We start from the raw sequence: 26,371 nt of genomic DNA, 5'->3' as shown, positions 1-26,371 counted from the left end.
ATGCTCTGATTTGCTTATAATTTATCAGTCTGTCCGGTTTTATTTTGTTTTGATTGTAATTTGTTTCTTTTTGAGCTTAAAATAATATATTATTTAACGTTTTGATGTGTTTGCAACTTTTTTATGTGCTTATGTCAAATAAATATTGAAAAAGTTATCTTTGTGTCATTTTGAATGTGTATATTTGCACCCGAAATAAAAATATCATAATATGTGTGGAATAGTAGGCTATATTGGTAAAAGAAAAGCCTACCCCATCCTTATTAAAGGGCTGAAGCGACTGGAGTATCGTGGATATGACAGTGCAGGGGTAGCATTGATCAGTGATAACCAACAGTTAAATGTGTACAAGACGAAAGGGAAAGTCTCCGAACTTGAAAATTTCGTCACACAAAAAGATATTTCCGGTACAGTCGGAATTGCCCATACCCGTTGGGCTACTCACGGGGAACCTTGTTCCGTTAATGCTCATCCTCATTACTCTTCTTCCGAAAAACTCGCTCTCATTCATAACGGTATCATTGAAAATTACGCCGTTCTCAAAGAAAAACTCCAAGCCAAAGGCTACGTCTTTAAAAGTAGTACCGATACCGAGGTGCTCGTGCAATTAATCGAATATATGAAAGTTACCAATCGGGTCGATCTGCTTACTGCCGTTCAGTTGGCTTTGAATGAAGTGATTGGTGCTTATGCGATTGCGATTCTTGATAAAGAACATCCGGAAGAAATCATTGCGGCCCGAAAAAGCAGTCCGCTGGTGGTAGGTATTGGTGAAGATGAGTTTTTCCTTGCTTCGGATGCCACACCGATTGTAGAATATACAGATAAGGTGGTGTATCTCGAAGATGGTGAGATAGCGGTGATCAATCGGGGAAAAGAATTGAAGGTAGTCGATCTCAGCAATGTGGAGATGACTCCCGAAGTGAAAAAAGTAGAATTGAAGCTTGGTCAGCTGGAAAAAGGCGGTTATCCGCATTTCATGTTGAAGGAGATTTTTGAGCAGCCGGACTGTATTCACGATTGTATGCGTGGACGTATCAATGTGGAAGCCAATAACGTGGTGCTTTCGGCAGTAATAGACTATAAAGAAAAGTTGCTGAACGCCAAACGCTTTATTATTGTGGCTTGCGGTACTTCGTGGCATGCGGGATTGATCGGAAAGCATCTGATTGAAAGTTTCTGCCGTATTCCGGTAGAAGTGGAGTATGCCTCCGAATTTCGTTACCGTGATCCGGTGATCGATGAGCACGATGTGGTGATTGCCATTTCTCAAAGTGGAGAAACGGCGGATACGCTGGCGGCAGTGGAACTGGCAAAAAGTCGGGGTGCATTTATATATGGTATCTGTAATGCGATTGGTTCCTCCATCCCCCGCGCTACGCATACGGGGTCGTACATCCACGTCGGACCGGAAATCGGAGTGGCATCGACCAAAGCATTTACCGGACAGGTGACTGTGCTGACCATGTTGGCATTGACTCTCGCCCGGGAGAAAGGTACGATAGACGAGACACAATACCTGAACATTGTACGGGAATTGAATAGCATTCCCGGCAAAATGAAGGAAGTATTGAAACTGAATGGTAAGCTGGCGGAACTGTCGAAAACTTTCACCTATGCGCATAACTTTATTTACCTCGGACGCGGATATAGTTATCCGGTTGCTTTGGAAGGTGCATTGAAATTGAAAGAAATATCGTATATTCACGCCGAAGGTTATCCGGCTGCCGAAATGAAGCACGGACCGATAGCCCTGATTGATGCCGAAATGCCGGTAGTAGTCATTGCTACCCAAAACGGGCTGTATGAGAAAGTACTTAGCAATATTCAGGAAATCAAGGCACGAAAAGGAAAGGTGATTGCATTTGTAACCAAGGGCGATACGGTGATCAGTAAAGTAGCCGATTGCAGTATCGAACTTCCGGAAACAATCGAGTGCCTTGATCCGTTAATTACTACGGTACCTCTCCAATTGCTTGCCTATCATATTGCGGTATGTAAGGGAATGGATGTAGACCAACCTAGAAATTTGGCTAAGTCGGTAACAGTCGAGTAGTTTAAAATGTAAATAGTCAAATAGTAAGAGATAGATTAATGGAACAATTGAAACATGAATGTGGCGTTGCCATGATACGCCTGCTCAAACCCCTGGAGTATTACGAGAAAAAGTACGGAACATGGATGTACGGCCTCAACAAGCTCTATCTGTTGATGGAGAAACAGCATAACCGGGGGCAGGAAGGGGCAGGACTGGCATGCGTGAAGCTGGAAGCAAATCCGGGTGAGGAATATATGTTTCGCGAACGCGCGTTAGGTTCCGGTGCCATCACCGAAATCTTCGAAGCTGTACAGAGTAACTTCAAGGACCTCACTCCCGAACAGTTGCATGATGCGGCATTTGCCAAACGTACTTTACCCTTTGCGGGTGAAGTATATATGGGGCATCTGCGTTATTCTACTACCGGAAAATCCGGAATCTCGTACGTACATCCGTTTTTAAGAAGAAACAACTGGCGTGCCAAAAATCTGGCTCTCTGCGGAAACTTCAATATGACGAATGTAGACGAAATTTTTGCCCGCATCACCGCTATCGGTCAGCATCCACGTAAGTATGCCGATACCTATATCATGTTGGAACAGGTGGGACATCGTCTTGACCGTGAAGTGGAACGCCTCTTCAACCTTGCCGAAGCCGAAGGACTGACAGGGATGGGAGTCACCCATTATATAGAAGAACATATCGAACTGGCCAACGTATTGCGTACTTCCAGCCGTGAGTGGGATGGGGGATATGTGATCTGCGGCCTCACCGGAAGTGGCGAATCTTTTGCTATCCGTGATCCGTGGGGTATTCGTCCCGCTTTCTGGTATCAGGATGATGAAATAGCCGTACTGGCTTCCGAGCGTCCGGTGATTCAGACTGCTTTGAATGTTCCCGTAGAAAAAATCAAGGAACTGCACCCCGGGCAGGCATTGCTGATCAGCAAAGAAGGCAGACTGCGGACTTCACAAATCAACAAGCCCCGCGAGCGGCACGCCTGCTCGTTCGAACGTATCTACTTCTCCCGTGGCAGCGATGTAGATATCTATAAGGAGCGGAAACTTCTGGGAGAAAAACTGGTTCCGAATATTCTGAAAGCCATTAATAACGACTTGGACCATACTGTATTTTCCTTTATCCCGAATACGGCCGAAGTTGCCTTCTACGGAATGCTGCAAGGGCTGGATGACTATCTGAATGAAGAGAAAGTACGGCAGATTGCGGCCTTGGGGCATCATCCCAATATGGAAGAGCTGGAGGGCATTCTTTCCCGCCGTATCCGCAGTGAAAAAGTTGCCATCAAAGATATTAAGCTCCGTACATTCATTGCCGAAGGAAACAGCCGGAATGACCTGGCTGCCCACGTATATGACATCACATACGGAAGTCTGGTTTCCGGTGTCGACAATCTCGTGATTATCGACGATAGCATTGTGCGTGGTACTACTTTGAAGCAAAGTATCATTGGTATCCTCGACCGTCTTGGTCCGAAGAAGATCGTGATTGTATCTTCTTCTCCACAAGTCCGTTATCCGGACTATTACGGCATCGATATGGCGAAGATGAGCGAATTTATCGCTTTCAAAGCAGCCATCGAACTCCTGAAAGAGCGGGATATGAAGGATGTGATTGCCGCCGCCTACCGGAAATCGAAAGAGCAGGTAGGATTGCCGAAAGAACAAATGGTGAATTACGTGAAAGATATCTATGCACCGTTCACGGATGAAGAAATATCTGCCAAGATGGTAGAACTCCTGACACCGAAGGGAACGAAAGCGAAAGTGGAAATCGTCTACCAACCGCTGGAAGGACTCCATGAAGCCTGTCCGAACCATCAGGGAGACTGGTACTTCAGTGGAAACTATCCCACGCCGGGTGGTGTGAAAATGGTGAATCAGGCATTCATCAACTACATTGAGCAGATGTATCAATTCTAACAACCATACAACGATTCAAAAATAAGAATGAGAAATGTGACATTAATCCTTGACGACGGGAGCCGGTTTTCCGGTAAGTCGTTTGGCTACGAGAAGCCGGTGGCGGGCGAAGTAGTTTTCAACACCGCCATGACCGGATATCCGGAGAGCCTTACTGACCCTTCCTACGCCGGACAGTTGATGACTCTTACCTATCCTTTGGTGGGTAACTACGGAGTTCCTCCTTTTACCATCGAACCCAACGGACTTGCTACTTTCATGGAAAGTGAAAAGATTCATGCCGAAGCGATCATCGTAAGTGACTACTCTTCTGAGTACAGCCACTGGAACGCAGTGGAAAGCCTCGGCGACTGGCTGAAACGTGAGAAAGTACCGGGCATCACAGGCATCGATACGCGTGAGCTGACCAAAATACTTCGTGAACACGGAGTCATGATGGGACGCATCGTCTTCGACAATGAAATTGTCGAAGAAATTGACAATGGACAATTGACAATGGACAATTACGCTGCCGTGAATTACGTAGACCGTGTTTCCTGCAAAGAAATAATCTCCTATCTTCCCGATGGAACATCCCGTTCTTTTCCATTAACCATGTCCGTCGCGCAGCTTAATTGTCAATTGTCAACTGTCAATTGTCAATTAAAGAAGGTTGTTTTGGTGGATTGCGGTGTAAAGACCAATATTATCCGTTGCTTGTTGAAGCGTGGTGTAGAAGTGATCCGTGTACCTTGGGATTATGATTTTAACGGACTCGAATTTGACGGGCTGTTTATCTCCAACGGACCGGGTGACCCGGATACCTGCGACGCAGCTGTACAGAATATCCGCAAGGCGATGGCGAACGAGAAACTTCCCATCTTTGGAATCTGCATGGGCAACCAGTTGCTCTCGAAAGCCGGAGGGGCAAAGATTTACAAACTTAAATATGGACACCGTAGCCACAACCAGCCGGTACGCATGGTGGGTACGGAACGTTGTTTTATTACTTCGCAGAATCATGGTTATGCGGTAGACAATAATACGCTGGGATCGGATTGGGAACCGCTGTTTATCAATATGAATGATGGTTCTAACGAAGGAATCAAACACAAGAAAAATCCTTGGTTCTCTGCACAGTTCCATCCCGAAGCTGCAAGTGGTCCTACGGATACGGAATTCCTGTTCGATGAATTTGTAAACCTGCTTAAATAACCGACTATCATGAAAGAAAATATAAAAAAAGTATTGCTGCTGGGTTCCGGTGCCTTGAAAATCGGTGAAGCCGGTGAGTTTGACTATTCCGGTTCGCAGGCACTCAAAGCCTTGAAAGAAGAAGGGATTGAAACCATTCTTATCAATCCGAATATTGCTACCGTACAGACATCCGAAGGAGTGGCAGATCAAATTTACTTCCTTCCGGTCACTCCGTATTTTGTAGAGAAAGTAATCCAGAAGGAAAAGCCGGAAGGTATTATGCTGGCATTCGGCGGACAGACCGCGCTGAATTGTGGAGTTGCTTTATATAAAGAAGGAATCCTTGAAAAGTATAATGTAAAAGTACTCGGTACTCCCGTACAAGCCATTATGGATACGGAAGACCGTGAACTCTTTGTACAGAAACTGAACGAAATCAATGTCAAGACCATTAAAAGTGAAGCCGTAGAAAATGCGGAAGATGCCCGTCGTGCAGCGAAGGAACTGGGATATCCGGTCATTGTCCGTGCGGCTTATGCGCTGGGTGGTCTGGGCTCCGGTTTCTGTGACAATGAAGAGCAACTGGATGTACTGGTAGAAAAAGCCTTTTCTTTTTCTCCGCAAGTGTTGGTGGAAAAATCGCTTCGTGGGTGGAAAGAAGTAGAATACGAAGTCGTCCGCGACCGTTTTGACAACTGTATTACAGTTTGTAATATGGAGAACTTTGACCCGCTGGGTATTCATACCGGTGAGTCTATCGTTATTGCTCCGTCTCAAACACTGACCAACAGTGAATATCATAAACTTCGTGAACTGGCTATCCGTATCATCCGCCACATCGGTATTGTCGGCGAATGTAATGTACAGTATGCTTTCGACCCCGAATCGGAAGATTATCGCGTCATCGAAGTAAATGCCCGTCTTTCCCGTTCCTCGGCCCTGGCCTCTAAGGCAACCGGATATCCGTTGGCATTCGTGGCTGCCAAACTGGGACTCGGCTACGGACTCTTCGACTTGAAGAACTCGGTGACAAAGACTACTTCTGCTTTCTTCGAACCGGCTTTGGACTATGTGGTATGTAAGATTCCACGTTGGGACTTGGGAAAATTCCATGGTGTAGACAAGGAACTGGGTTCTTCCATGAAGTCGGTAGGTGAAGTGATGGCAATCGGACGTACTTTTGAAGAAGCTATTCAGAAGGGCCTCCGTATGATCGGACAGGGAATGCACGGATTCGTGGAAAACAAAGAACTAGTAATCCCTGATATTGACAAAGCACTGCGCGAACCGACCGATAAACGTATTTTTGTGATCTCAAAAGCCTTCCGTGCAGGATACACCATCGATCAGGTGCATGAACTGACGAAGATTGACAAATGGTTCCTTCAGAAGTTGATGAATATAATGAAGACTTCGGAAGAAATGCACGAATGGGGAAATAATCATAAACAGATTGCCGATCTGCCTGTGGAACTGCTTCGCAAGGCTAAAGTTCAGGGCTTTTCCGATTTCCAGATTGCCCGAGCCATTGGTTATGAAGGTGATATGGAAAATGGAAGCCTGTATGTCCGCAAGTATCGTAAGGCTGCCGGTATCCTTCCGGTGGTAAAACAGATCGATACACTGGCTGCCGAATATCCGGCGCAGACCAATTATCTGTATCTGACCTATAGCGGAGTGGCAAACGATGTACATTATCTGGGTGACCATAAATCCATCGTCGTATTGGGTTCCGGTGCCTACCGTATCGGTTCTTCTGTAGAGTTTGACTGGTGCGGTGTGCAGGCTCTGAATACCATTCGCAAGGAAGGTTGGCGCAGTGTTATGATCAACTATAATCCGGAAACGGTATCTACAGACTATGACATGTGCGACCGTCTCTACTTTGACGAACTGACATTCGAAAGGGTAATGGATATTCTTGAACTGGAAAATCCGCATGGTGTCATCGTATCTACCGGTGGTCAGATTCCGAATAACCTTGCTTTACGTCTGGATGCCCAGAACATTCACATACTGGGAACAAGTGCTCAGAGCATCGACAATGCCGAAGACCGTGAAAAGTTCTCTGCAATGCTCGACCGTATCGGTGTAGACCAGCCACGCTGGCGTGAGTTGACATCGCTGGAAGATATTAACGAGTTTGTCGATGAAGTCGGTTTCCCGGTTCTTGTCCGTCCGTCTTATGTGCTTTCGGGTGCTGCAATGAATGTCTGCTCCAATCAGGAAGAGCTTGAACGTTTCCTGAAACTGGCTGCCAATGTATCAAAGAAACATCCGGTGGTAGTAAGCCAGTTTATCGAACATGCGAAGGAAGTGGAAATGGATGCTGTGGCGCAGAATGGTGAAATCATAGCCTATGCAATCAGCGAACATATTGAGTTTGCCGGTGTACACTCCGGTGATGCTACTATTCAGTTTCCTCCGCAAAAGTTGTATGTGGAAACTGTCCGTCGCATCAAACGCATCAGCCGTGAGATTGCCAAGGCATTGAATATTTCCGGTCCGTTCAACATCCAATACCTGGCAAAAGATAATGATATTAAGGTAATCGAATGTAATCTGCGTGCCAGCCGTTCTTTCCCGTTTGTCAGCAAAGTGCTGAAGATAAACTTCATTGAGCTGGCAACCAAAGTGATGCTGGGTCTTCCTGTGGAGAAACCGGAAAAGAATCTCTTTGAACTGGACTATGTGGGAATTAAGGCTTCGCAGTTCTCTTTCAACCGTTTGCAGAAAGCTGACCCTGTATTGGGAGTGGATATGGCTTCTACAGGTGAGGTCGGCTGTATCGGAAGTGACACTTCCTGTGCCGTACTGAAAGCCATGCTGTCTGTCGGCTACCGTATTCCTAAAAAGAACATCCTGCTTTCTACGGGTACAATGAAGCAGAAGGCTGATATGATGGATGCAGCACGTATGTTGGTAAACAAGGGATACAAACTTTTTGCAACCGGCGGTACTCATAAAACCTTTGCTGAGAACGGCATTGAAAGTACGCTTGTCTACTGGCCGAGTGAAGAAGGACATCCGCAGGCATTGGAAATGCTTCATAATAAGGAAATTGACATGGTAGTCAATATCCCGAAGAACCTGACTGCCGGAGAACTGGACAATGGATATAAAATACGTCGCGCGGCTATCGACCTGAACGTGCCGTTGATAACGAACGCCCGTCTGGCAAGTGCATTTATCAATGCTTTCTGTACGATGACCGTTGATGATATTGCCATCAAGAGCTGGGAAGAGTATAAGTAAGAAATAATAAATTGTTGTATAATAAGTTGGAAAAGTCGTTCCCGTGCATTCGGGGGCGGCTTTTTTTATGAATTTCTGTTTTTGGGATGGTGTCACTATAAGCATGGGATAGTGTCACTATCCTGTCAGTATGCTTACACTATCCTTCCTGTATAGTGTCACTATCTTTTTTTAATGTCTATAAGTTGCATGATTGGACAAATTGGTGTAAATTGCGCAATTATTTCACAAATATTCTAAAACAGGGGAGTAATATGAGCATGGATAATCATATCGTAATTATGGCTGGTGGCATCGGTAGTCGTTTTTGGCCGATGAGTGCACCGGAATGTCCCAAGCAATTTATTGATGTAATGGGATGCGGGCGTACGTTGATTCAACTGACTGCTGATCGTTTTGATGGCGTCTGTCCACGGGAAAATGTGTGGGTAGTGACGTCCGAGAAATATATTGATATCGTCCGGGAGCAATTGCCGGAGATTCCTGAAAGCAATATCCTTGCAGAGCCTTGTGCACGAAACACTGCTCCCTGCATCGCCTATGCTTGCTGGAAAATCAAGAAAAAACATCCGAACGCCAATGTGGTGGTGACTCCGTCGGATGCATTGGTTATCAATACAGGTGAATTCCGCCGGGTAGTAGAGAAAGCACTTCGTTTTACTGACAACAGCAGTGCTATCGTAACGCTGGGTATCAAACCGACTCGCCCGGAAACCGGATATGGATATATTGCTGCCGGAGATCAGATCATGACTGATAAAGAGATTTTTACGGTAGATGCATTCAAGGAAAAACCGGACAGGGAGACTGCCGACAGATATCTGGCCGAGGGTAACTACTTCTGGAATGCAGGAATTTTTGTTTGGAATGTGCGTACTATCACTTCCGTGATGCGTGTATATGCTCCGGGCATAGCGCAAATCTTCGATCGTATTTTCCCCGATTTCTATACGGAGAAGGAAAATGAAACGATTAAAAAGCTGTTCCCTACCTGCGAAGCTATTTCCATAGACTATGCCGTAATGGAAAAAGCACAGGAAATCTATGTACTTCCGGCTTCTTTCGGTTGGTCGGACTTGGGGACCTGGGGAGCGCTCCGCGGACTGTTGCCACAAGATAAATCCGGAAATGCTACGGTAGGGGCCGATGTCCGTTTGTACGAAAGCAAGAACTGCATCGTACATACCAGTGAAGAGAAACGGGTCGTTATTCAGGGTCTGGATGGATATATCATTGCTGAGAAAGATAATACACTGTTGATTTGTAAACTGGATGAAGAACAGCGGATAAAGGAGTTTTCAAAGTAATCCTTAATTCTTTTGATATTCCTGAGGCGTCATTCCGGTCATTCGTTTGAAAAACTTGCTGAAAAAAGACGGATTGGGAAAGTTTAATTCATCTGATATCTGATAAACAAGGCGGTTGCTATGTTTTAGCAATACTTTAGCCTCTAGTATAATGGACTGGTTTATCCAGTCCATTACTGTTTGCTGGCTGGTTTGCCGGATTACAGTGTTCAGATAACGGGGAGTGAGACAAAGTTTATTCGCATAGAAACTGACATTCCGCTCTGTCTTGCTATAGGTGTTGACCAAAGAAATGAAGCGCTGAAAAATATCGTTTTGATGGGTTAATGGACTGAGTTCGGCCTGCCCTTTGCTTTTGGCTATATACTCTATATTATATAGTAATCCTACCAGTAAATGCTGAATGACCTCTTTTCTGAATACAGGTTCTTGCAATACACTCCACATGACCGTCACAAAATTCTCTATCTGTATTTGTTCTTCGGTAGACAGTGGAAACAGGAGATTTTTCTTTTGTTGGAGGAAATGGGTGAAGAATTCTTCCTTTCCGGATATCGGCAGAAAGTTCAGGTCTACTGCCATCATGTGAGCATCAAAATCGTGAGATACTTCTATGATTTGTATGATAGAGTTGGGAGCTATCAGGGATATATGGTCGGGCAGGAAAATATATTCGATCAGATTGATTAAAACACGTGCCGAGCCATTAGTGACAATAGCAATACGGCCTTCCTGTAGCCGGTACGGTTGTCCGACACTGAAGATAGTCGTTTCCATTTTAGAGAAACTTGTCACAAATCCGAATTCGGCATTGATGAAGCGAAATTCGTTGTGACGTACTATATTTATATCCTTCAACAGTTGGAGGCCTAATTCCATCGGTTTCTTCTGTTCCATTTTCTCAGTTCTTTTCCGGCAAAGATAAGAAATAGCCCTTGAATCTTCTCTTTTTTTAGGATGAATCGAACTATTGGGACATATTTTCCAACTATCAGAATGTGAAACTATTACTTAAAGGTCTATCTTTGTCTTTTGAAGAATTCATAGAAAAAATGCGTATGAAAAGAATTATTTTTAGTCTTTCGCTTTTACTGTTCATGCCCGGAATGTATGGGCAGACCGGGCATATAACACTAGAAGAATGTCAGCAAAAAACGCAGGATAACTATCCGTTGGTGCGTCAATATGATTTAGTGGAGAAGACGAAAGAATATAATCTGGAAAATGCGGCGAGGGGATACTTGCCTCAGTTTGCTCTTTCGGCAAAGGCGTCTTATCAAAGTGATGTGACGGAGTTACCCATTGCCATTCCCGGTGTGGATATCAAAGGGATGGCCAAAGACCAGTATCAGGTGATGCTGGAGTTACAGCAACAGATATGGGATGGCGGAGGAATCCGGATGCAGAAGAAAAAGGCTACGGCGGAAGCGGAGATTGACAGGGAAAAGTTGAACGTCGATATGTATGCGTTGAATGGCCGTGTGAATGATTTGTATTTTGGAATTCTTATGTTGGATGAGCAGTTGGCTCAGAATGCCTTGCTGCAAGATGAACTGGGACGGAACTTCCGTCAGATTACAGCTTATGTGGACAATGGAATAGCCAATCAGGCCGATCTGGATGCTGTGAAAGTGGAGCAATTGAATACCCGCCAGAAGAGAGTGGAACTGACTTCTTCCCGTATGGCTTATTTGAAGATGCTTTCGTTATTGATGGGAGAGGTGCTTTCGACGGAGACAGTATTGGAGAAGCCTGTTCCTCAAAACGAACTGTCGGCTGTCAGTGAGATTCGCCGACCGGAACTGTCGTGGTTTGACGCACAGGGAGCCGGTTTGCAGGTACAAGAGAAAGCCTTGAATGTGCGCCATCTTCCTCATTTCGGATTGTTTGTGCAGGGAGCTTACGGTAATCCGGGATTAAATATGCTGAAGAATGAATTTTCTCCTTATTATATTGCAGGTATCCGGCTTTCATGGAATTTCGGAAGTCTGTATACGTTGAAGAATGACCGTCGGGTGATTGAAAACAAACGGCAGCAACTGGATAGCAATCGGGATGTGTTTCTTTTTAATACGAGACTGGAAATGACGCAGCAGGATCAGTCTGTCCGTTCGTTGGAGAAGCAGATGCAGGATGATGATGAAATTATCCGGTTGCGTACGAATATTCGTCGGGCTGCGGAAGCCAAAGTAGCGAATGGTACGTTGACAGTGACAGAAATGCTCAGAGAACTCACGAATGAGAGTCTTGCCCGTCAGGCGAAGGCAATGCATGAGATTCAACGGTTGATGGGTATCTATCAATTGAAATATACTACTAATCATTAATAAAAATCTGTCAGATATGAAACGAATGACAAAAATAGGAATATACGGGATGGCAGTATGGATGCTTTCTGCCTGTGGAAACGGAACGCCCGATTATGATGCAACAGGAACCTTTGAAGCTACGGAAGTGATCGTTTCCGCCGAAGCGGCGGGAAAACTGCTGCAACTGGAAGTGGAAGAAGGAACAAGATTGAAAGCCGGCGAAGAAGTAGGGCTGGTAGATACTGTCCAGCTATATCTGAAAAAGTTGCAACTGGAAGCAAGCATGAAATCGGTGGAAAGCCAGCGTCCCGATCTGGCCAAACAGATAGCCGCTACCAAACAGCAAATTACTACAGCGCAAAGGGAAAAGAAGCGGGTAGAGAACCTGCTTGCTGCCGGAGCTGCCAATCAGAAACAACTGGATGACTGGGATGCACAGGTAACCTTGCTTCAGCGGCAGTTGATTGCTCAGGAATCCTCATTGATGAAGAGTACGAACAGTCTGACGGAACAGGGGAATTCGGTCAGTATACAAGTGGCACAGGTAGAAGACCAGTTGAACAAGTGCCATATTCAGTCGCCTATTGAAGGTACGGTACTGGCAAAATATGCGGAAGCGGGAGAACTGGCATCCGTTGGCAAACCGTTGTTTAAAGTGGGTGAGGTAGACCGGATGTATTTGCGGGCTTATGTTACTTCAGAGCAATTGTCCCAAGTGAAATTGGGGGATAAAGTGACGGTGTATTCCGATTATGGAAATTCGGAACAGAAAGCCTATCCCGGTGTGGTCACTTGGATTTCGGACCGTTCGGAGTTTACCCCCAAAACGATTCTGACTAAAAATGAACGTGCCAATCTGGTATACGCAGTGAAGATTGCCGTGAAAAATGACGGTTCGTTGAAGATTGGTATGTATGGAGGTGTGGTATGGAAAAAGGAGAACCCATAGTCGTTGTAAAGGAAATCAGCAAGAGCTACGGGAAAGTAGAGGCACTGAAAGAGGTTTCTTTTGCGGTAGAGCAGGGAGAAATTTTCGGGCTGATCGGTCCTGACGGGGCGGGGAAGAGTACCTTATTCCGCATCCTGACCACTTTACTGTTGGCTGATAAAGGTACGGCAACTGTCAACGGACTGGATGTGGTGACGGATTACAAACAGATTCGTACGAAAGTAGGATATATGCCCGGACGGTTCTCGCTTTATCAGGACCTTTCCGTAGAAGAGAATCTGGAATTTTTTGCTACGGTATTTCATACGTCGATACAGGAAAACTATGATTTGATTAAAGATATTTATCAGCAGATCGAGCCTTTTAAAAAAAGAAGGACAGGCGCTTTGTCGGGAGGTATGAAGCAGAAGCTGGCATTGAGCTGTTCCCTGATTCATAAACCTGATATTTTATTTCTGGATGAACCGACTACGGGTGTAGATCCTGTGTCTCGGAAAGAATTTTGGCAGATGCTCCGTAATTTGAGAAAACAGGGGATTACGATCATTGTTTCCACTCCTATTATGGATGAGGCTCGTCAATGCGACCGGATTGCTTTTATTAATCACGGGCAGGTGCACGGAATCGATACGCCCGAACGGATTCTTCAGAAGTTTGCTTCCATTCTTTGTCCGCCACCCTTGGAACGGGAGGAGGCGCAACAGATGGCAGCTCCTGTTATCGAGGTGGAGCAGCTGACCAAATCCTTCGGACATTTTACGGCAGTCGATCATATCTCTTTTCAAGTGCAGCGGGGAGAAATTTTCGGTTTTCTTGGAGCCAATGGAGCAGGTAAGACGACTGCGATGCGTATGCTTTGCGGATTGAGTCGTCCGACTTCGGGAGTAGGAAAGGTGGCAGGCTATGACATCTTTCGGGAAGCCGAACAAGTCAAAAGGCATATCGGATATATGAGTCAGAAATTCTCTTTGTATGAGGATCTTAAAGTCTGGGAGAATATCCGTCTCTTTGCCGGAATTTATGGGATGAAGGAGATGGAGATTGAAGAAAAGACAGATGAATTGTTAGAACGCCTGGGATTTGCAGACGAACGAGATACGTTGGTGAAAAAACTTCCTTTGGGTTGGAAACAGAAACTGGCCTTTTCTGTCTCCATCTTCCATGAGCCGAAAATAGTCTTCCTTGATGAACCGACCGGAGGAGTTGATCCTGCTACTCGCAGGCAGTTCTGGGAGCTGATTTATCAGGCTGCCGATCGTGGAATCACTGTATTTGTTACCACACACTATATGGATGAAGCGGAATATTGCAACCGGATATCGATTATGGTGGACGGCCAGATCAAGGCACTGGATACGCCGGCCCGGCTGAAAGAACAGTTTGGTGTGGAGACAATGGATGATGTGTTTCAACAACTTGCCCGCCATGCGGTGCGTAAAGCGGATTGATTATGAAACAATTTATTGCTTTCGTAAAGAAAGAATTTTATCATATTTTTCGTGACCGGCGTACTATGCTGATCCTGTTGGGAATGCCGGTCGTGCAGATTATTCTGTTTGGGTTTGCTATCAGTACGGAAGTGAAGAATGTCCGGCTGGCAGTTCTTGATCCTTCGAATGATGTGGTGACAAGGAAAATTATAGACCGGTTGGATGCGAGTGAATATTTCACGGTTACCACCCGTTTTCATTCTCCACAGGAGATGGAAACTGCCTTCCGGAAAAATAAGATAGATATGGCAATTGTATTTGGAGAGCGTTTTGCCGACGGACTTTATACGGGGGATGCCCGTGTGCAGCTGATAGTCGATGCAACCGATCCCAATATGTCTACCTCGCAGAGTAATTATGCAGCCAGCATTGTTTCTTCGGCAGGACAGGAGATGTTGCCTCCCAATGTGTTCGTTTCGCGTTTGACTCCGGATGTCAAATTGCTGTATAATCCGCAGATGAAGAGTGCCTACAACTTTGTGCCCGGAGTCATGGGATTGATTTTAATGCTGATTTGCGCGATGATGACCTCTATTTCCATAGTTCGTGAAAAAGAGACGGGCACGATGGAAGTATTGCTGGTATCTCCGGTAAAACCATTGTTTATCGTGCTGGCCAAGGCGGTACCTTATTTTGTTTTATCTTTTGTCAATCTGACAACCATTTTGCTGCTTTCAGTCTTTGTACTGGATGTGCCGGTAGTGGGGAGTTTGTTTTGGCTGGTGATAGTGTCTTTGCTCTTTATTTTCGTGTCGCTGGCTTTGGGCTTACTGATTTCTTCCGTGACAAGTACACAGGTGGCGGCCATGCTGGCATCCGGAATGATATTGATGATGCCCACCATGGTTTTGTCCGGAATGATTTTTCCGGTAGAAAGTATGCCGGTGATTCTCCGGGCCATATCGGACATTATTCCCGCCCGCTGGTATATTCAGGCTGTACGCAAACTGATGATTGAAGGAGTGCCGGTTGTGCTGGTACTTAAAGAGATTGGTATTTTGTTGCTGATGGCAGTAGTGCTTATTACCATCAGTATCAGGAAATTTAAATATCGATTGGAATAAAGGAATTTATTATGATAAAATTTCTGATAGAAAAAGAGTTTAAACAGTTGCTTCGCAATTCGTTTCTGCCGAGATTGATTCTTATCTTTCCCTGTATGATCATGTTGCTGATGCCCTGGGCTGTGAATATGGAAATAAAGAATATCCAGCTGAATGTTGTAGACAACGATCATTCGGTGATTTCTCAGCGGCTGGTAAATAAGATTGCGGCTTCTACCTATTTCCGTCTGACGGAAGTACCGGCATCTTATGAGGATGGATTACGGAATATTGAACTGGGAACAGCGGATATTATAATGGAGATCCCTAGGCACCTGGAGCGGGACTGGATGAACAAAGGAGAAGCCCATATACTGATTGCAGCCAATTCGGTAAATGGAACGAAAGGAGGGCTGGGCAGTTCTTATCTGGGCACTATTATCAATAACTATGCAGCCGAGTTACGTGCAGAATATCCTGATGCCGTATCTGCGTCGGGCAGTGCCCCTTCCATTCGTATCGATATGCAGGGATTATTTAACCCGAATCTGAATTATAAACTTTATATGATTCCTGCTTTGATGGGAATGTTGTTGACTTTGATATGCGGATTTTTGCCCGCCCTGAATGTGGTTAGTGAGAAGGAGGTAGGAACGATCGAACAGATTAATGTGACTCCTGTACCGAAATTTACTTTTATTCTGGCTAAACTTTTACCTTACTGGATCACAGGCTTTATCGTATTGACTTTGTGCTTTTTGTTAGCCTGGTTGCTTTATGGAATAACTCCTGTAGGGCATTTCATCGTGATTTATTTTTTGGCGATTTTGTTTGTATTTGTTATGTCCGGCTTTGGGCTCGTTATATCCAATTATTCGGCAACTATGCAGCAGTCTATGTTTGTAATGTTCTTTTTTATGCTGATTCTGATGTTGATGAGCGGATTATTCACTCCGGTGAGCAGTATGCCTGAATGGGCACAGGTGATCACTTATTTCAATCCTTTGAAGTACTTTATGGAAGGAATGCGTATGGTATACCTCAAAGGAAGCAGCTTGTTGGAACTGCTGTCTGAAATAGGAGTCTTGTTTCTTTTTGCACTGGGGTTCAATACCTGGGCGGTGATCAGTTATCGGAAAAATCAATAGTTGAGAATTTGATTATATAAAAAACAGCTCTTATCCTTATTGGTTGGAAAAGAGCTGTTTTTATTATTGTTTTCACCCCTTGGGATGAATCGTGGTTACTGTATTATTTTACTTCGATTTGCTTTTCGGCCTTCTTCACTTCTTCTTCAGAAATCTTAGGAAGTTGGACGCTCAAAACCCCGTTTTCTACTGCGGCGGAAATTTTTTCTTTATCTACATTATCCGGCAGAATCATGGTCTGCTGAAACTTAGAATAAGAGAATTCGCGACGTAGATAGCGACCTTCTTTCTTCTCTTCTTTGTTTTCAGTCTTCTTCTCCATGGAGATAACGAGGTTGTTGTCTTCATCAATGCGAACATTGAAGTCCTCTTTTGTCATTCCCGGAGCAGCCAGTTCAACTTTGTATTCTTTTTCTGTTTCAAAAACATTGATTGCAGGTGCAGTTGCATTTGCTTTTACCATCCAATCGTTATCAAAGAAATCGTTAAAAATACTTGGTAACCAACTTTGAGTTCTTCTAACAGGCATCATAATCTTAGTCTCCTATCTTTTAGTTAAACATTCGGTTTATTCACTCTTGAATTTCGGTTCGTTGCTTTCCGCAGAGGGGAGCATCCCGACTCTTACTGTCTGCTTTCGAACCGTCGTTCACTGCTATTAGTGCAAACCTTATGCCAAAAGAATTCTGAGACTAAAAATGTCTATTTGTCATTTTAATAATGCCAATTTTGCCTGTTTGGTGACAAAATGTAATCGCGATATATTTATTTTATATAATATAGATATTAATTTGATAATCTATTTCTTATCAATGAGTTTGAATCTTAATCTTAAAGTTTGTCTTTCTTCATCGTAATCATGACTGATGATTTTGAAGGTTCCTACTTCTGAGGTATTGGACACGTGTAACCCTATACAGGCGCAGGCGTCATAATCTCCTATGCGTATAATACGAAGAGTCTCACTGGCGTCAGCAGGAAGTTTGCTCAGATCTACGATGGCTTTAGCCTGCTCATGAGTCATAAACTCAACAGTTACGGGCAGATTTTGACTGATAACTTCGTTTACCTTATCTTCTATCGCTTGTATCTCCTCATCTGTAGGACAAGCAGGAAGAATATAGTCGCACTTACTCTTTTTTTTCAATTACTATTGTACATTTATGAAAAACAACTTATATTTGCTGCATTAATAGTATGGAATATGAAGAAGGCAGCAATTTATTTAAGAGTATCTACAACAGACCAAAATTATGATAGGCAAGAAGTTGAACTTAGAACTTTTGCTAAAATGATGGATTTTGAAATAATTCATGTATTTGAAGAAAAGAAATCTGCTGTATTGAAAATGGATATTAGAGAACAACTATCAGAGATGCGTAAATTAACGAAAGATGATGTTGATAGAATTTTTATCTGGGATATTACAAGATTGTCGAGGAGAGCTATTGATTTTATTAATTTGGTCAATGAATTTGCAGAAAAAGGAATATGTTTACATTTTAAGGAAAGAAATATTATAACGCTTGGTGATGATGGCAAATTGGATGCTTTGACTGGAATGTATCTCTATTTGTTAGGAGTATTTGCACAAATGGATGCTGAAAATAGAAAGGCTATGATGAAGTCTGGGAAGGAAAATGCGTTATTGAAGGGACATAGTTATACTAATATTGCACCATTTGGTTATTATTTGGAAAATAAACACCTTTACATTAAAGAGGAAGAAGCAAAATATGTAAAGCAGGCTTTTGAATTGTATCGAGATGGAAAGGATACTCAATACATTGCAGATATATTTAATGCTAATAGAGTTCCATTAAAAAGTAGGAGAAAGGATATTGTTTGGGTTAAGGGTACAATAAGTCAGTTATTGAAGAATACAGTTTATTATGGTAAAGGTAAATTGGAAAATATAATAAAGAAAAAGACAGAAGAATCTCCTGTTGAGAAAAAAATAAGATATTTTGATGCTCCTGCTATTATTGGTAAAGAATTATATGATGAATGTCGAAATAGAGCAATTCTTAATCGAAGTCAACAAGATAAAAGTAAGGAGATAATAACATTATTACGAGGATTATTAGTCTGTGGAGTATGTGGGAAATTTTATGTGATAGGGAATAATAATAAACAACGAGAATATCGAGATGGAGATATTAGAGCTAACGTAAATAATAGAGTTTATTGTAAAAATGGTTCGATTAAAGCTGAAATAGCAGATTTTATTGTTTGGGAAGCTGTAAAGGATGTTTATACATATAATACTTTTAAAGAAAAATGTTTGGAAGAAAAGGAAAAATGTAAATTAGAATTGTTTCAAAATGAGACAACTATACTTGAATTACAGAAAGATATTGCGAATATTATAGCTCAAATAAATAGATTGGGTACAGCCTATTTGAAAGAATTGTTTAGTGATGAAGAATTTGCAGAACAAAAGTCGAGTTTAATATCTGAAAAGTTGAGATTAGAAGGAATTATAAACGAGTATAAAGCTAAAAACTTACTTTTGAATGATATTATAGTGGCTGATTATGATTTCTCTAAATATCTTATTAGAGATTTGAGCTTGGGAGAAAAGAAGGAAGTGTGTAATCAGTTAATTGAAACTATACTTATTTACAATTATGGCACAAATCGTCGATTGTTACATGTTAAATTGAAGATTGGATTGCGATACAATATTTTGGTATGTACAGTTTCTGCAAATAAATCATATTGTATTGTTGATGATGCAACTGTTACATTTAATAATCCATTTAAAGCTCCAGAGATAGTAAGAGATTTAGTTAATGATTTTAGTGTAACATCAAATAATAATAATTTGTTTAATGAAGAGATTTTTGGAGAATATAGTTATGAAGATGTGTGGAATATAATGGATAAATATGGATATGTCAAGAAACTTTCGAGTACAAAAATGGTAAATAATTAATTCCCAATTAAGTTACTGTAATGATGAAAATATGTAATATGTCGTTGAATATAAAATATTGCATGTTTATTTTTCTATTTATAGTTAAGTTTTAATGCGTTTATTTTATCTTAGAAATATCTCTAGTCTATTTTCTAAGATTACGAGTTAACCATTAGGTCGCTCCCCAAAAGTTCAGTATCTTTGTATTACTTCGATTCACTGATCCCAGATTCTTTATTTTCCACCAAGTTACTCGTATTAGCAATAATCTAACCTTAACTAATTTAATATGGAAGAATTTACCTTTGAAGAAATCAGACTTAAAGCCTTAAAACACAACATACCAGATAATAAGTTCCAGATTGGAATGTGGGCACAATTTAATGGCTACATGAGACGCAAGGTACATAGAAATGGAAGACATTACACTATATATGTGCCATTACAGAAATTGGCTTACTAAGTATTTAATAATCACAGATAAGAAGCTGATATTATCAGATTATAAGGGTGTGCTTATTCCCTTTTTAGAGCGTGCTTATTCACCCCCTGTCTACATTCCTAGATACTACATTCCATATAGCCTATCTGCAAAGTTCTTACGAACTTTTTAATAGGTGAGCTAAGTAATAATACACAAATCAATTATTATGTGGTATTACAATAATAATTTCTATGAGAGACTAAGCGAATTAAGAAAAGTGAACAGACTAAGTTCCACTAATATGAGATTCTTATTAAAGACAAACCAGATTACTTTAAATAAACATATTGAGCGTTTGCCTTATGAAAGACACGAAACTTCCATTCAAGGAGTACACAGTAATGAGCAATAATCTGATTCAGAATCTAAATTGTTCAGATGTGTACAGGACTTATACCTTACTACTAACAGCAGATAAATGTACTTTAGAAACTAATACTACATTAGAACAGCTTGCAGGTTTTGTAGGAGAAGAGCCTGATAATTATAAGAAGAGTAAAGGTACATTGTCTTTCAATGACAAACTAAGAGCAACAAAGGAAGTCAGCATACATGATATAGATTCCAAACAGAAAGATAGGCATTGGACTATGTACAGATTTAATAAAGTAAGTTTAGGTAATTACAGAAGAATACATAGAAAATTTTATGATAATTACAATACCCTAAATTTGAAACTAAGAGGATTCATACTAAAACTGTTCAGTGTAACAGAACCACATAGTTATATTATCAAATTATCATCCATGAGGAAATTGAAAGAGCATATTCACATGGGACATAATACTATTAGTCAATACATAGAGCAATTAAAGGATTTAGATTTACTAGATGAAATTGACGACTGTCTGATTTTAAAAGCCAAAGGCTTAATGATTGACAAGCCTAAACAAGATTATGTAGAAAAGGTCAAAGCAATGTTTGACCACATGATTATGGTTAATGAAAGTAATAATAGTCCTCTATCTAGGGAATGTATGATTTACAAGAAGTATAAGAAGAATAATTTTGAAGGCGTCAAGAATATACGTGCGTTTATGAGAAAATTGCTTAATGGTACTATTGGAAGAAAGAGTAAAAAGAAAGATAAAATAGAATCTAATATTATTTTATAGTTAAGTAAATAGTATATCTTATTACTACATATACTATATGAGGATATATAATAATACCACCTAAATTAACACCCCCTACCTTTTAATATTAAAGGTTATTTCCTCTACTAGTTTATCTATGTAAAATAGCTAAAGACTAAATTAAAACAGCACAAGTATTACTCAAGCACGTTTATTGTAACCTATTAAGCCCCCCACCTAGAATTGAGATAAATGGAAACTTATACGTGAAAGTCCATAGAATCAATCGCTGAAAGTAGTACCTATTTTAGTTCATCATAGCGCAATGTTATGAATGACTTACTAGTGGAATGTACTTTCTAGACTGATTAATGGACTTTCTTATTTAAGTTCTCATTTACTCAAAATTCACTTATTATTCATTATTAAAATTAGAGCTTATGCAGGAAATTGGAATTATCATCTTTCTTCTTTTAGCTATTGGACTATGTTTTGCCATTTGTCCTGTAGGAGGTATGCTTATACTATTATTATGTGTGATTGGCTTATTCAAGCAACCAAAGGAAAACCATTCTAAAAGCATAACTTACAGAGACTACATAGAATTTACCAAAGACAAGAAAAGGAATTAGCTTATGAAGAATCAGAAATGGGAATCATTATAGTTAGTTTACTTAATTCTAGTGATCATTAATAGCAGAATGTTATGAATAGAAAAGAAATTGCCAATGCAGTAAATCATATTACTACATTACAGGAAAAGTTGTGTGATTGTGAGAACAACTTACAATACATCAAACGCTTGCAAGCATTAATGTATTGGTTGCATAAGTTTGATTTTTGCTTAGATAGTGATAACATACAACAAGGAGAATATGCAGCTATTTACGAAAGCTATTTTTGTACTGGTTGTGGATTCTCATTTTATAATAGGGTATGCAATTCTATCTTAGATTACAAGTATGGTAACAGACCCTTTTAAATTGGTTGGGTATCCTTTATTGGATACTCAACTTACATAAGCTAAATGGTCGTTTAGTATTTGTAACTTACTAAGTAAAATGGAGATGAAAACATTCGTAGCATATCTAAGACAGTCCACAATGAAACAGCAGGTTTCTGGTTTAGGAGTGGAAGCACAACGAGAAATTATTAAGAATCACTTAAAAGACAATCCTCTAATTACTGAGTTCGTAGAAACTGAATCTGGTAAGAAGTCAAATAGACCTAAACTAATGGAAGCACTAGCATTATGCAGGAAAACTAATTCTGTTTTAATAGTTGCCAAGTTAGACAGGCTATCTAGGAATGTCGCATTTACTTCTAAGTTATTGGAAAGCGATGTGGAGATTGTATTCTGTGATTTTCCACAAGCAAACAGATTGATACTGCATATTATTAGTAGTATCGCTGAATATGAAGCAAACCTTATTAGTCAACGCACCAAACAATCCCTACAAGCCAAGAAAGCTAGAGGCATTAAATTGGGAAAGTCTGAAAACTTGATGAATAAGTTTGAGCAAGCAATCAGTAACAGCGCTAAAACGAATAAGGCTAAAGCTGAGAGTAATCCTAATAATATGCGTGCAATCGCTTTATTACGTTCTTTAGTATTACAAGGAAAGTCGCTATCTGAAATGACAAACCTACTTAATGAACAAGGGTTCGTTACTTCTAAGGGATGTAAGTTCCAGATAGTACAAGTGAAACGATTACTGACTAAAGCTGAGCTTACTTAATACAAGCCTCAACATTTAATGAACAATAGTTCTTGCCAATTCAGACGCTTTCGTTATCTTTGTGCCAATCCTAGTAATAGGAGGACATATTAATTTAACGAAAGGCGTTTTGCATTATCCTTGTTCCAGAAATTCGCCAAAATTTTACAACTACGAGGATATGCACAACGCCCACACTAATGTTATATACCTATCATTGATAGTCTATATATCGTTTTGGTGTGGGCAACTGTTGTGTATTTGTAGTTGGGGTGTTTGGCGATACCTTGGAACAGATATGCGATTAGTTCTCACACCTTTCCTATTTATAATAGCTTACTACAGGGAACAGGTAGGCATAATAAACGATAATAGATTATGAAACAGAAACTTACCTATTTAAGAGGTTCAAATTCTAATTACCAATTGGAATTAATTTCAGCATTAAAGTTTTTTATCCTAAAATGTTAGTAATAATATCGATATTAATTATTATATTTCGAAGCTCAATCAATGAAGCATTATAATAGCACACAAATCAAAACAGCCATTATTATATTCCCTATGCTTCTAATACTATGACTGCTTACTAAAGGGAATAGGTAAGCGCAATAAAAACATTATGGACTTTCACATATTAATTAACAATGTCAAGCAAGGACCATTTTCTATAGAAGAATTATCTAATAAGGGTATTACTCCAAACACAATGGTGTGGACAGTAGGGTTGCCTGATTGGAAACCTGCAAAACAAGTTCCAGAATTATCTAATCTACTTTCCAGTTTACCACCAGAGCCACCAGTAGTAGTAAATACTAATACTATGCCTAAAACTTGGTTAGTAGAATCTATTTTAGTTACTATTTTCTGCTGTTTGCCTTTTGGAATTATAGGTATAGTTAATGCTACAAAAATAGAAACACTTTATTATAGTGGGCAATATGAACAAGCATTAAATCATTCTAGACAAGCAAAGAAGTGGACACTTTGGGGACTCTTTTCTATGTTGATTTTCTGGGTACTTTACCTTATGGTTTTAGGTATTTATATACTGATAGGTGCAAATTATTAGACGATAATGAAACGAAAGAATATTGGGATAGCTATAACTCTATTAGTACTAATTATAATTTTCTTTTTTTACGATCCTTGTAATTATAGCATCTTTCCTAAATGTCCTTTCTTACTTCTAACAGGATTACAATGCCCTGGATGTGGTTCTCAAAGAGCAATACATAGTTTGTTGCATTTAGAAGTCTTGAAAGCATTCCATTATAATGCTTTATTAGTATTCACACTTCCTATAATTGTAATATTATTATTAGCAGAGTACTACAGATGTAGTAGACCAAACTTGTACATGATGATACACAATAATATATATATATGGTGGTATTTAGCCATTATTATTTTATGGTGGATTACTAGAAACATATTTAACCTTTGAAACATACAAAATGAATGCTTATTACATTTTGGAGCAAGGACATAAGGAAGGACCATTTGAGCTCCAAGAACTAAGAGAAAGAGGTATTAAACCTACTACCTATATTTGGACGTCTGGATTGGATAATTGGATAGAAGCAAAAGAAATATCTGAATTATCTGATTTATTGCTAGAGATTCCTCCTCCATCACCAACTATACCCAAAAGTTATTTAATAGAATCTATATTGGTTACTATCTTCTGTTGCTTACCTTTTGGTATTGCAGGAATCGTAAATGCTTTAAAAATAAGTGAAGCATATAGAATGGGGAATTATGCAGAAGCTAAAACATATTCAGAAAATGCTGCTAGTTGGTGTGGTATAGCACTTGGAACTAGTGTTGCTATATTCTTATTATCAGTAACAATTACATTGATAATTGCATTCTCTAATTTTAGTTATACGAATAGTTTATTTATTGCACCTAGATAAGACTGTCAATGGAAAATATACAAAAATTAATAGAAAGAATCATATTGGGATTATTCTTTTCTTCTCTCTATTTGGGAGGTAGCTTTCTAACATCTTATTTATGCGACTACTGGAATCTATGGAATCCTGTTTATGCTTGGGTTGCTATTGGAGTTATAACTTATTCTTGTCTTTATGAGAATGGAGATACAATCCCAATCACTACAATAGGAATGCTCGCTATTATAGGATTATGGATATATTATATTTTTGCAGGAACAATACCACTATTATGGGTTTATATAGTAGTCAACTCTATTGTTTGCCTAAACATTATCATAACATATATAAAAAAAGAAAACTAATAGAGATTATGGAAACAAGAAAAATGAAATTATTAAGAACAGCAATCTTCATTATAGTAGTATTAAACACTTTAGGAGATATTAACGCCAAACAAGACTTCGATAAAGTTAATCAAAATGTATATGAATCATTAAAAAGAGCAGATGGTGGGGTACTTATTGCTCAACAGGGTGATAAATTTATACCTTATGATGAAGATGCAGAAAGGGCACAATTTAAGGAGTTCTACAAAAAGAGAGCACAAGCTAAAGAACAAGAAGCAAATCAACCTAAAGGATTGAGTGATACTAGAACAGAAGCTCAGATTAAGGCTTACCAGTCTATACCTTATGATGAAGATGCTGAGAGAGCTAGACGTAGGGAGTTTGTAGAAAGACAAAGGCAAGCTAAAGAACAAGCTCAAGCTGAAGCTCAAATAATATCTTTCAATAAAGTTCATATTCAAATTGCAATAGCTATCAGCATATCTGTGATATTCATTCTAACTGCAACAAGTATTATACTCTTCGCATTATATATTAGAGAAAGAAATAAAAACAAAAGATTTATATCCAGTTCTAAAATAAATACACACTAAATAATCTAATTTAATCATGAAACAATTACTATATACATTGCCAATAATACTAGGTTTACTATCATGTCAATCTAGACAGCAAGTAACTAAATCTATTTCCACCCTAGACAGTACTTTACAAGTTAAAGCAACTTCTATCTTAGAAAATAAGCTATCAGAGATTAATGCTCAATTTGGGGAAGTCATTATTATGGAAGTTCAAACAGGACAAATTAAGGCTCTAGTTGGACTTACTAGGAAAGATAGTGCAGACTACCAACCTTGTGAGAACTTTGCTATAACACAAGAATCTGGTCTAATGCACCCTGTCTCACTACTTGCAGCTTTAGAATCTGGAAAGGTGAAATTGAGCGATAAAGTTGATACTGGGAATGGAATATACTCTGTATATGGTAGATCACTAAAAGACCATAATTGGAATAGAGGTGGGTATGGTGAACTTACAGTACAAGAAGGATTGGCAGTAAGTTCTAACATTGCAACTTACAAAACAATGGAAAAGGCTTTTGGTGATAATCCTCAATCCTATTTTGATTTACTAGCTAAAATGGATTGTAAGCCCCCGATAAAGTACCCGTATAAAAAAGAATCGCTATAGCAAATCGAACAAAGCTATAGTGATTCTGTATTTATATTCTTGTTTTTCGTTAGAGTATTATTAGAGTTCTTTGGAGTTT

General features: G+C 40.2%; 21 protein-coding genes and 2 pseudogenes. 20 read left to right on the top strand and 3 right to left on the bottom strand.

The features are described 5' to 3' along the window. Window positions 1-211: 211 nt before the first annotated feature. From glmS to NBH01_RS08850, 5 genes are all read left to right on the top strand, one after another. Entirely contained in the window at window positions 212-2,056 is a 1,845-nt protein-coding gene (gene glmS, locus NBH01_RS08870) for a glutamine--fructose-6-phosphate transaminase (isomerizing) (RefSeq protein ID WP_217315376.1), read from the top strand. A gap of 38 nt (window positions 2,057-2,094) precedes the next feature. Next, window positions 2,095-3,978, top strand: coding sequence for an amidophosphoribosyltransferase (locus NBH01_RS08865; RefSeq protein WP_225680482.1), 1,884 nt, complete (start codon window positions 2,095-2,097; stop codon window positions 3,976-3,978). 27 nt (window positions 3,979-4,005) lie between these two features. Beyond that, window positions 4,006-5,172 (top strand): glutamine-hydrolyzing carbamoyl-phosphate synthase small subunit, encoded by a 1,167-nt coding sequence (gene carA, locus NBH01_RS08860; protein ID WP_117981671.1) that lies wholly within the window; start codon window positions 4,006-4,008, stop codon window positions 5,170-5,172. A gap of 9 nt (window positions 5,173-5,181) precedes the next feature. Beyond that, window positions 5,182-8,409 (top strand): carbamoyl-phosphate synthase (glutamine-hydrolyzing) large subunit, encoded by a 3,228-nt coding sequence (gene carB, locus NBH01_RS08855; protein WP_011107320.1) that lies wholly within the window; start codon window positions 5,182-5,184, stop codon window positions 8,407-8,409. Window positions 8,410-8,669: 260 nt separating this feature from the next. Beyond that, window positions 8,670-9,716: a mannose-1-phosphate guanylyltransferase gene (locus NBH01_RS08850; protein ID WP_225680486.1), complete on the top strand. Its 1,047-nt coding sequence runs from the start codon at window positions 8,670-8,672 to the stop codon at window positions 9,714-9,716. Between the two features lie 3 nt (window positions 9,717-9,719). Here NBH01_RS08850 and NBH01_RS08845 read toward each other — a convergent pair whose 3' ends face one another. Further along, entirely contained in the window at window positions 9,720-10,613 is an 894-nt protein-coding gene (locus NBH01_RS08845) for an AraC family transcriptional regulator (protein ID WP_022471447.1), read from the bottom strand. A gap of 161 nt (window positions 10,614-10,774) precedes the next feature. Here NBH01_RS08845 and NBH01_RS08840 point away from each other — a divergent pair, with 161 nt between their 5' ends. From NBH01_RS08840 to NBH01_RS08820, 5 genes are read left to right on the top strand one after another with little or no spacing between them, the layout of a single operon-like run. Further along, the gene (locus NBH01_RS08840) at window positions 10,775-12,043 is read left to right on the top strand and encodes a TolC family protein (RefSeq protein ID WP_187323688.1); all 1,269 of its coding nucleotides are present in this window, start codon (window positions 10,775-10,777) and stop codon (window positions 12,041-12,043) included. A 16-nt stretch (window positions 12,044-12,059) separates the two neighbouring features. Further along, on the top strand, window positions 12,060-12,974 hold the full coding sequence (locus NBH01_RS08835) for an HlyD family secretion protein (RefSeq protein ID WP_225680478.1): 915 nt from the start codon (window positions 12,060-12,062) through the stop codon (window positions 12,972-12,974). Further along, entirely contained in the window at window positions 12,953-14,422 is a 1,470-nt protein-coding gene (locus NBH01_RS08830; protein ID WP_225680476.1) for an ATP-binding cassette domain-containing protein, read from the top strand. Before NBH01_RS08835 ends, NBH01_RS08830 begins: the two co-directional genes overlap by 22 nt. Before the next feature lie 2 nt (window positions 14,423-14,424). Beyond that, window positions 14,425-15,528: an ABC transporter permease gene (locus NBH01_RS08825; protein WP_225680474.1), complete on the top strand. Its 1,104-nt coding sequence runs from the start codon at window positions 14,425-14,427 to the stop codon at window positions 15,526-15,528. A gap of 11 nt (window positions 15,529-15,539) precedes the next feature. Next, window positions 15,540-16,655: an ABC transporter permease gene (locus NBH01_RS08820; protein WP_225680471.1), complete on the top strand. Its 1,116-nt coding sequence runs from the start codon at window positions 15,540-15,542 to the stop codon at window positions 16,653-16,655. Between the two features lie 103 nt (window positions 16,656-16,758). Here the strand turns inward: NBH01_RS08820 and NBH01_RS08815 are convergent, their stop codons facing one another. Both NBH01_RS08815 and NBH01_RS08810 read right to left on the bottom strand, forming a co-directional pair. Further along, on the bottom strand, window positions 16,759-17,187 hold the full coding sequence (locus NBH01_RS08815) for an Hsp20/alpha crystallin family protein (protein WP_008763145.1): 429 nt from the start codon (window positions 17,185-17,187) through the stop codon (window positions 16,759-16,761). Window positions 17,188-17,454: 267 nt separating this feature from the next. Beyond that, a pseudogene (locus NBH01_RS08810) lies at window positions 17,455-17,799 on the bottom strand (alanyl-tRNA editing protein); the annotation flags it as partial. Between the two features lie 60 nt (window positions 17,800-17,859). Here NBH01_RS08810 and NBH01_RS08805 point away from each other — a divergent pair. The 10 genes and pseudogenes from NBH01_RS08805 to NBH01_RS08760 all read left to right on the top strand — a co-directional run. Continuing rightward, the gene (locus tag NBH01_RS08805) at window positions 17,860-19,593 is read left to right on the top strand and encodes a recombinase family protein (RefSeq protein ID WP_016267322.1); all 1,734 of its coding nucleotides are present in this window, start codon (window positions 17,860-17,862) and stop codon (window positions 19,591-19,593) included. Window positions 19,594-20,361: 768 nt separating this feature from the next. After that, the gene (locus NBH01_RS08800; protein ID WP_250700074.1) at window positions 20,362-21,174 is read left to right on the top strand and encodes a hypothetical protein; all 813 of its coding nucleotides are present in this window, start codon (window positions 20,362-20,364) and stop codon (window positions 21,172-21,174) included. Between the two features lie 667 nt (window positions 21,175-21,841). Beyond that, on the top strand, window positions 21,842-22,117 hold the full coding sequence (locus tag NBH01_RS08795) for a hypothetical protein (RefSeq protein ID WP_196069021.1): 276 nt from the start codon (window positions 21,842-21,844) through the stop codon (window positions 22,115-22,117). An 85-nt stretch (window positions 22,118-22,202) separates the two neighbouring features. Next, window positions 22,203-22,874: a recombinase family protein gene (locus NBH01_RS08790; protein WP_250700073.1), complete on the top strand. Its 672-nt coding sequence runs from the start codon at window positions 22,203-22,205 to the stop codon at window positions 22,872-22,874. A 601-nt stretch (window positions 22,875-23,475) separates the two neighbouring features. Further along, entirely contained in the window at window positions 23,476-23,925 is a 450-nt protein-coding gene (locus NBH01_RS08785) for a CD225/dispanin family protein (RefSeq protein WP_250700072.1), read from the top strand. 6 nt (window positions 23,926-23,931) lie between these two features. Then, window positions 23,932-24,300 carry a DUF2752 domain-containing protein gene (locus NBH01_RS08780; protein WP_250700071.1) on the top strand — a complete coding sequence of 123 codons (369 nt, stop codon included), beginning with the start codon at window positions 23,932-23,934 and terminating at the stop codon, window positions 24,298-24,300. 10 nt (window positions 24,301-24,310) lie between these two features. Then, on the top strand, window positions 24,311-24,772 hold the full coding sequence (locus tag NBH01_RS08775) for a CD225/dispanin family protein (protein ID WP_250700070.1): 462 nt from the start codon (window positions 24,311-24,313) through the stop codon (window positions 24,770-24,772). Window positions 24,773-24,780: 8 nt separating this feature from the next. Next, on the top strand, window positions 24,781-25,116 hold the full coding sequence (locus NBH01_RS08770) for a hypothetical protein (protein WP_250700069.1): 336 nt from the start codon (window positions 24,781-24,783) through the stop codon (window positions 25,114-25,116). 8 nt (window positions 25,117-25,124) lie between these two features. Next, complete coding sequence (locus tag NBH01_RS08765; RefSeq protein ID WP_250700068.1) at window positions 25,125-25,694, top strand: hypothetical protein; 570 nt, start codon at window positions 25,125-25,127, stop codon at window positions 25,692-25,694. A gap of 16 nt (window positions 25,695-25,710) precedes the next feature. Next, window positions 25,711-26,259: pseudogene (locus NBH01_RS08760) on the top strand (penicillin-binding transpeptidase domain-containing protein); the annotation flags it as partial. Window positions 26,260-26,371 lie beyond the last annotated feature (112 nt).

The organism is Bacteroides sp. B1-V-101 (genome assembly GCF_023656585.1).
Lineage (GTDB): Bacteria > Bacteroidota > Bacteroidia > Bacteroidales > Bacteroidaceae > Bacteroides > Bacteroides thetaiotaomicron.
The sequence above is the reverse complement of the archived record's forward strand: the minus strand, read 5'-3'. Positions and strand labels throughout refer to the sequence as shown.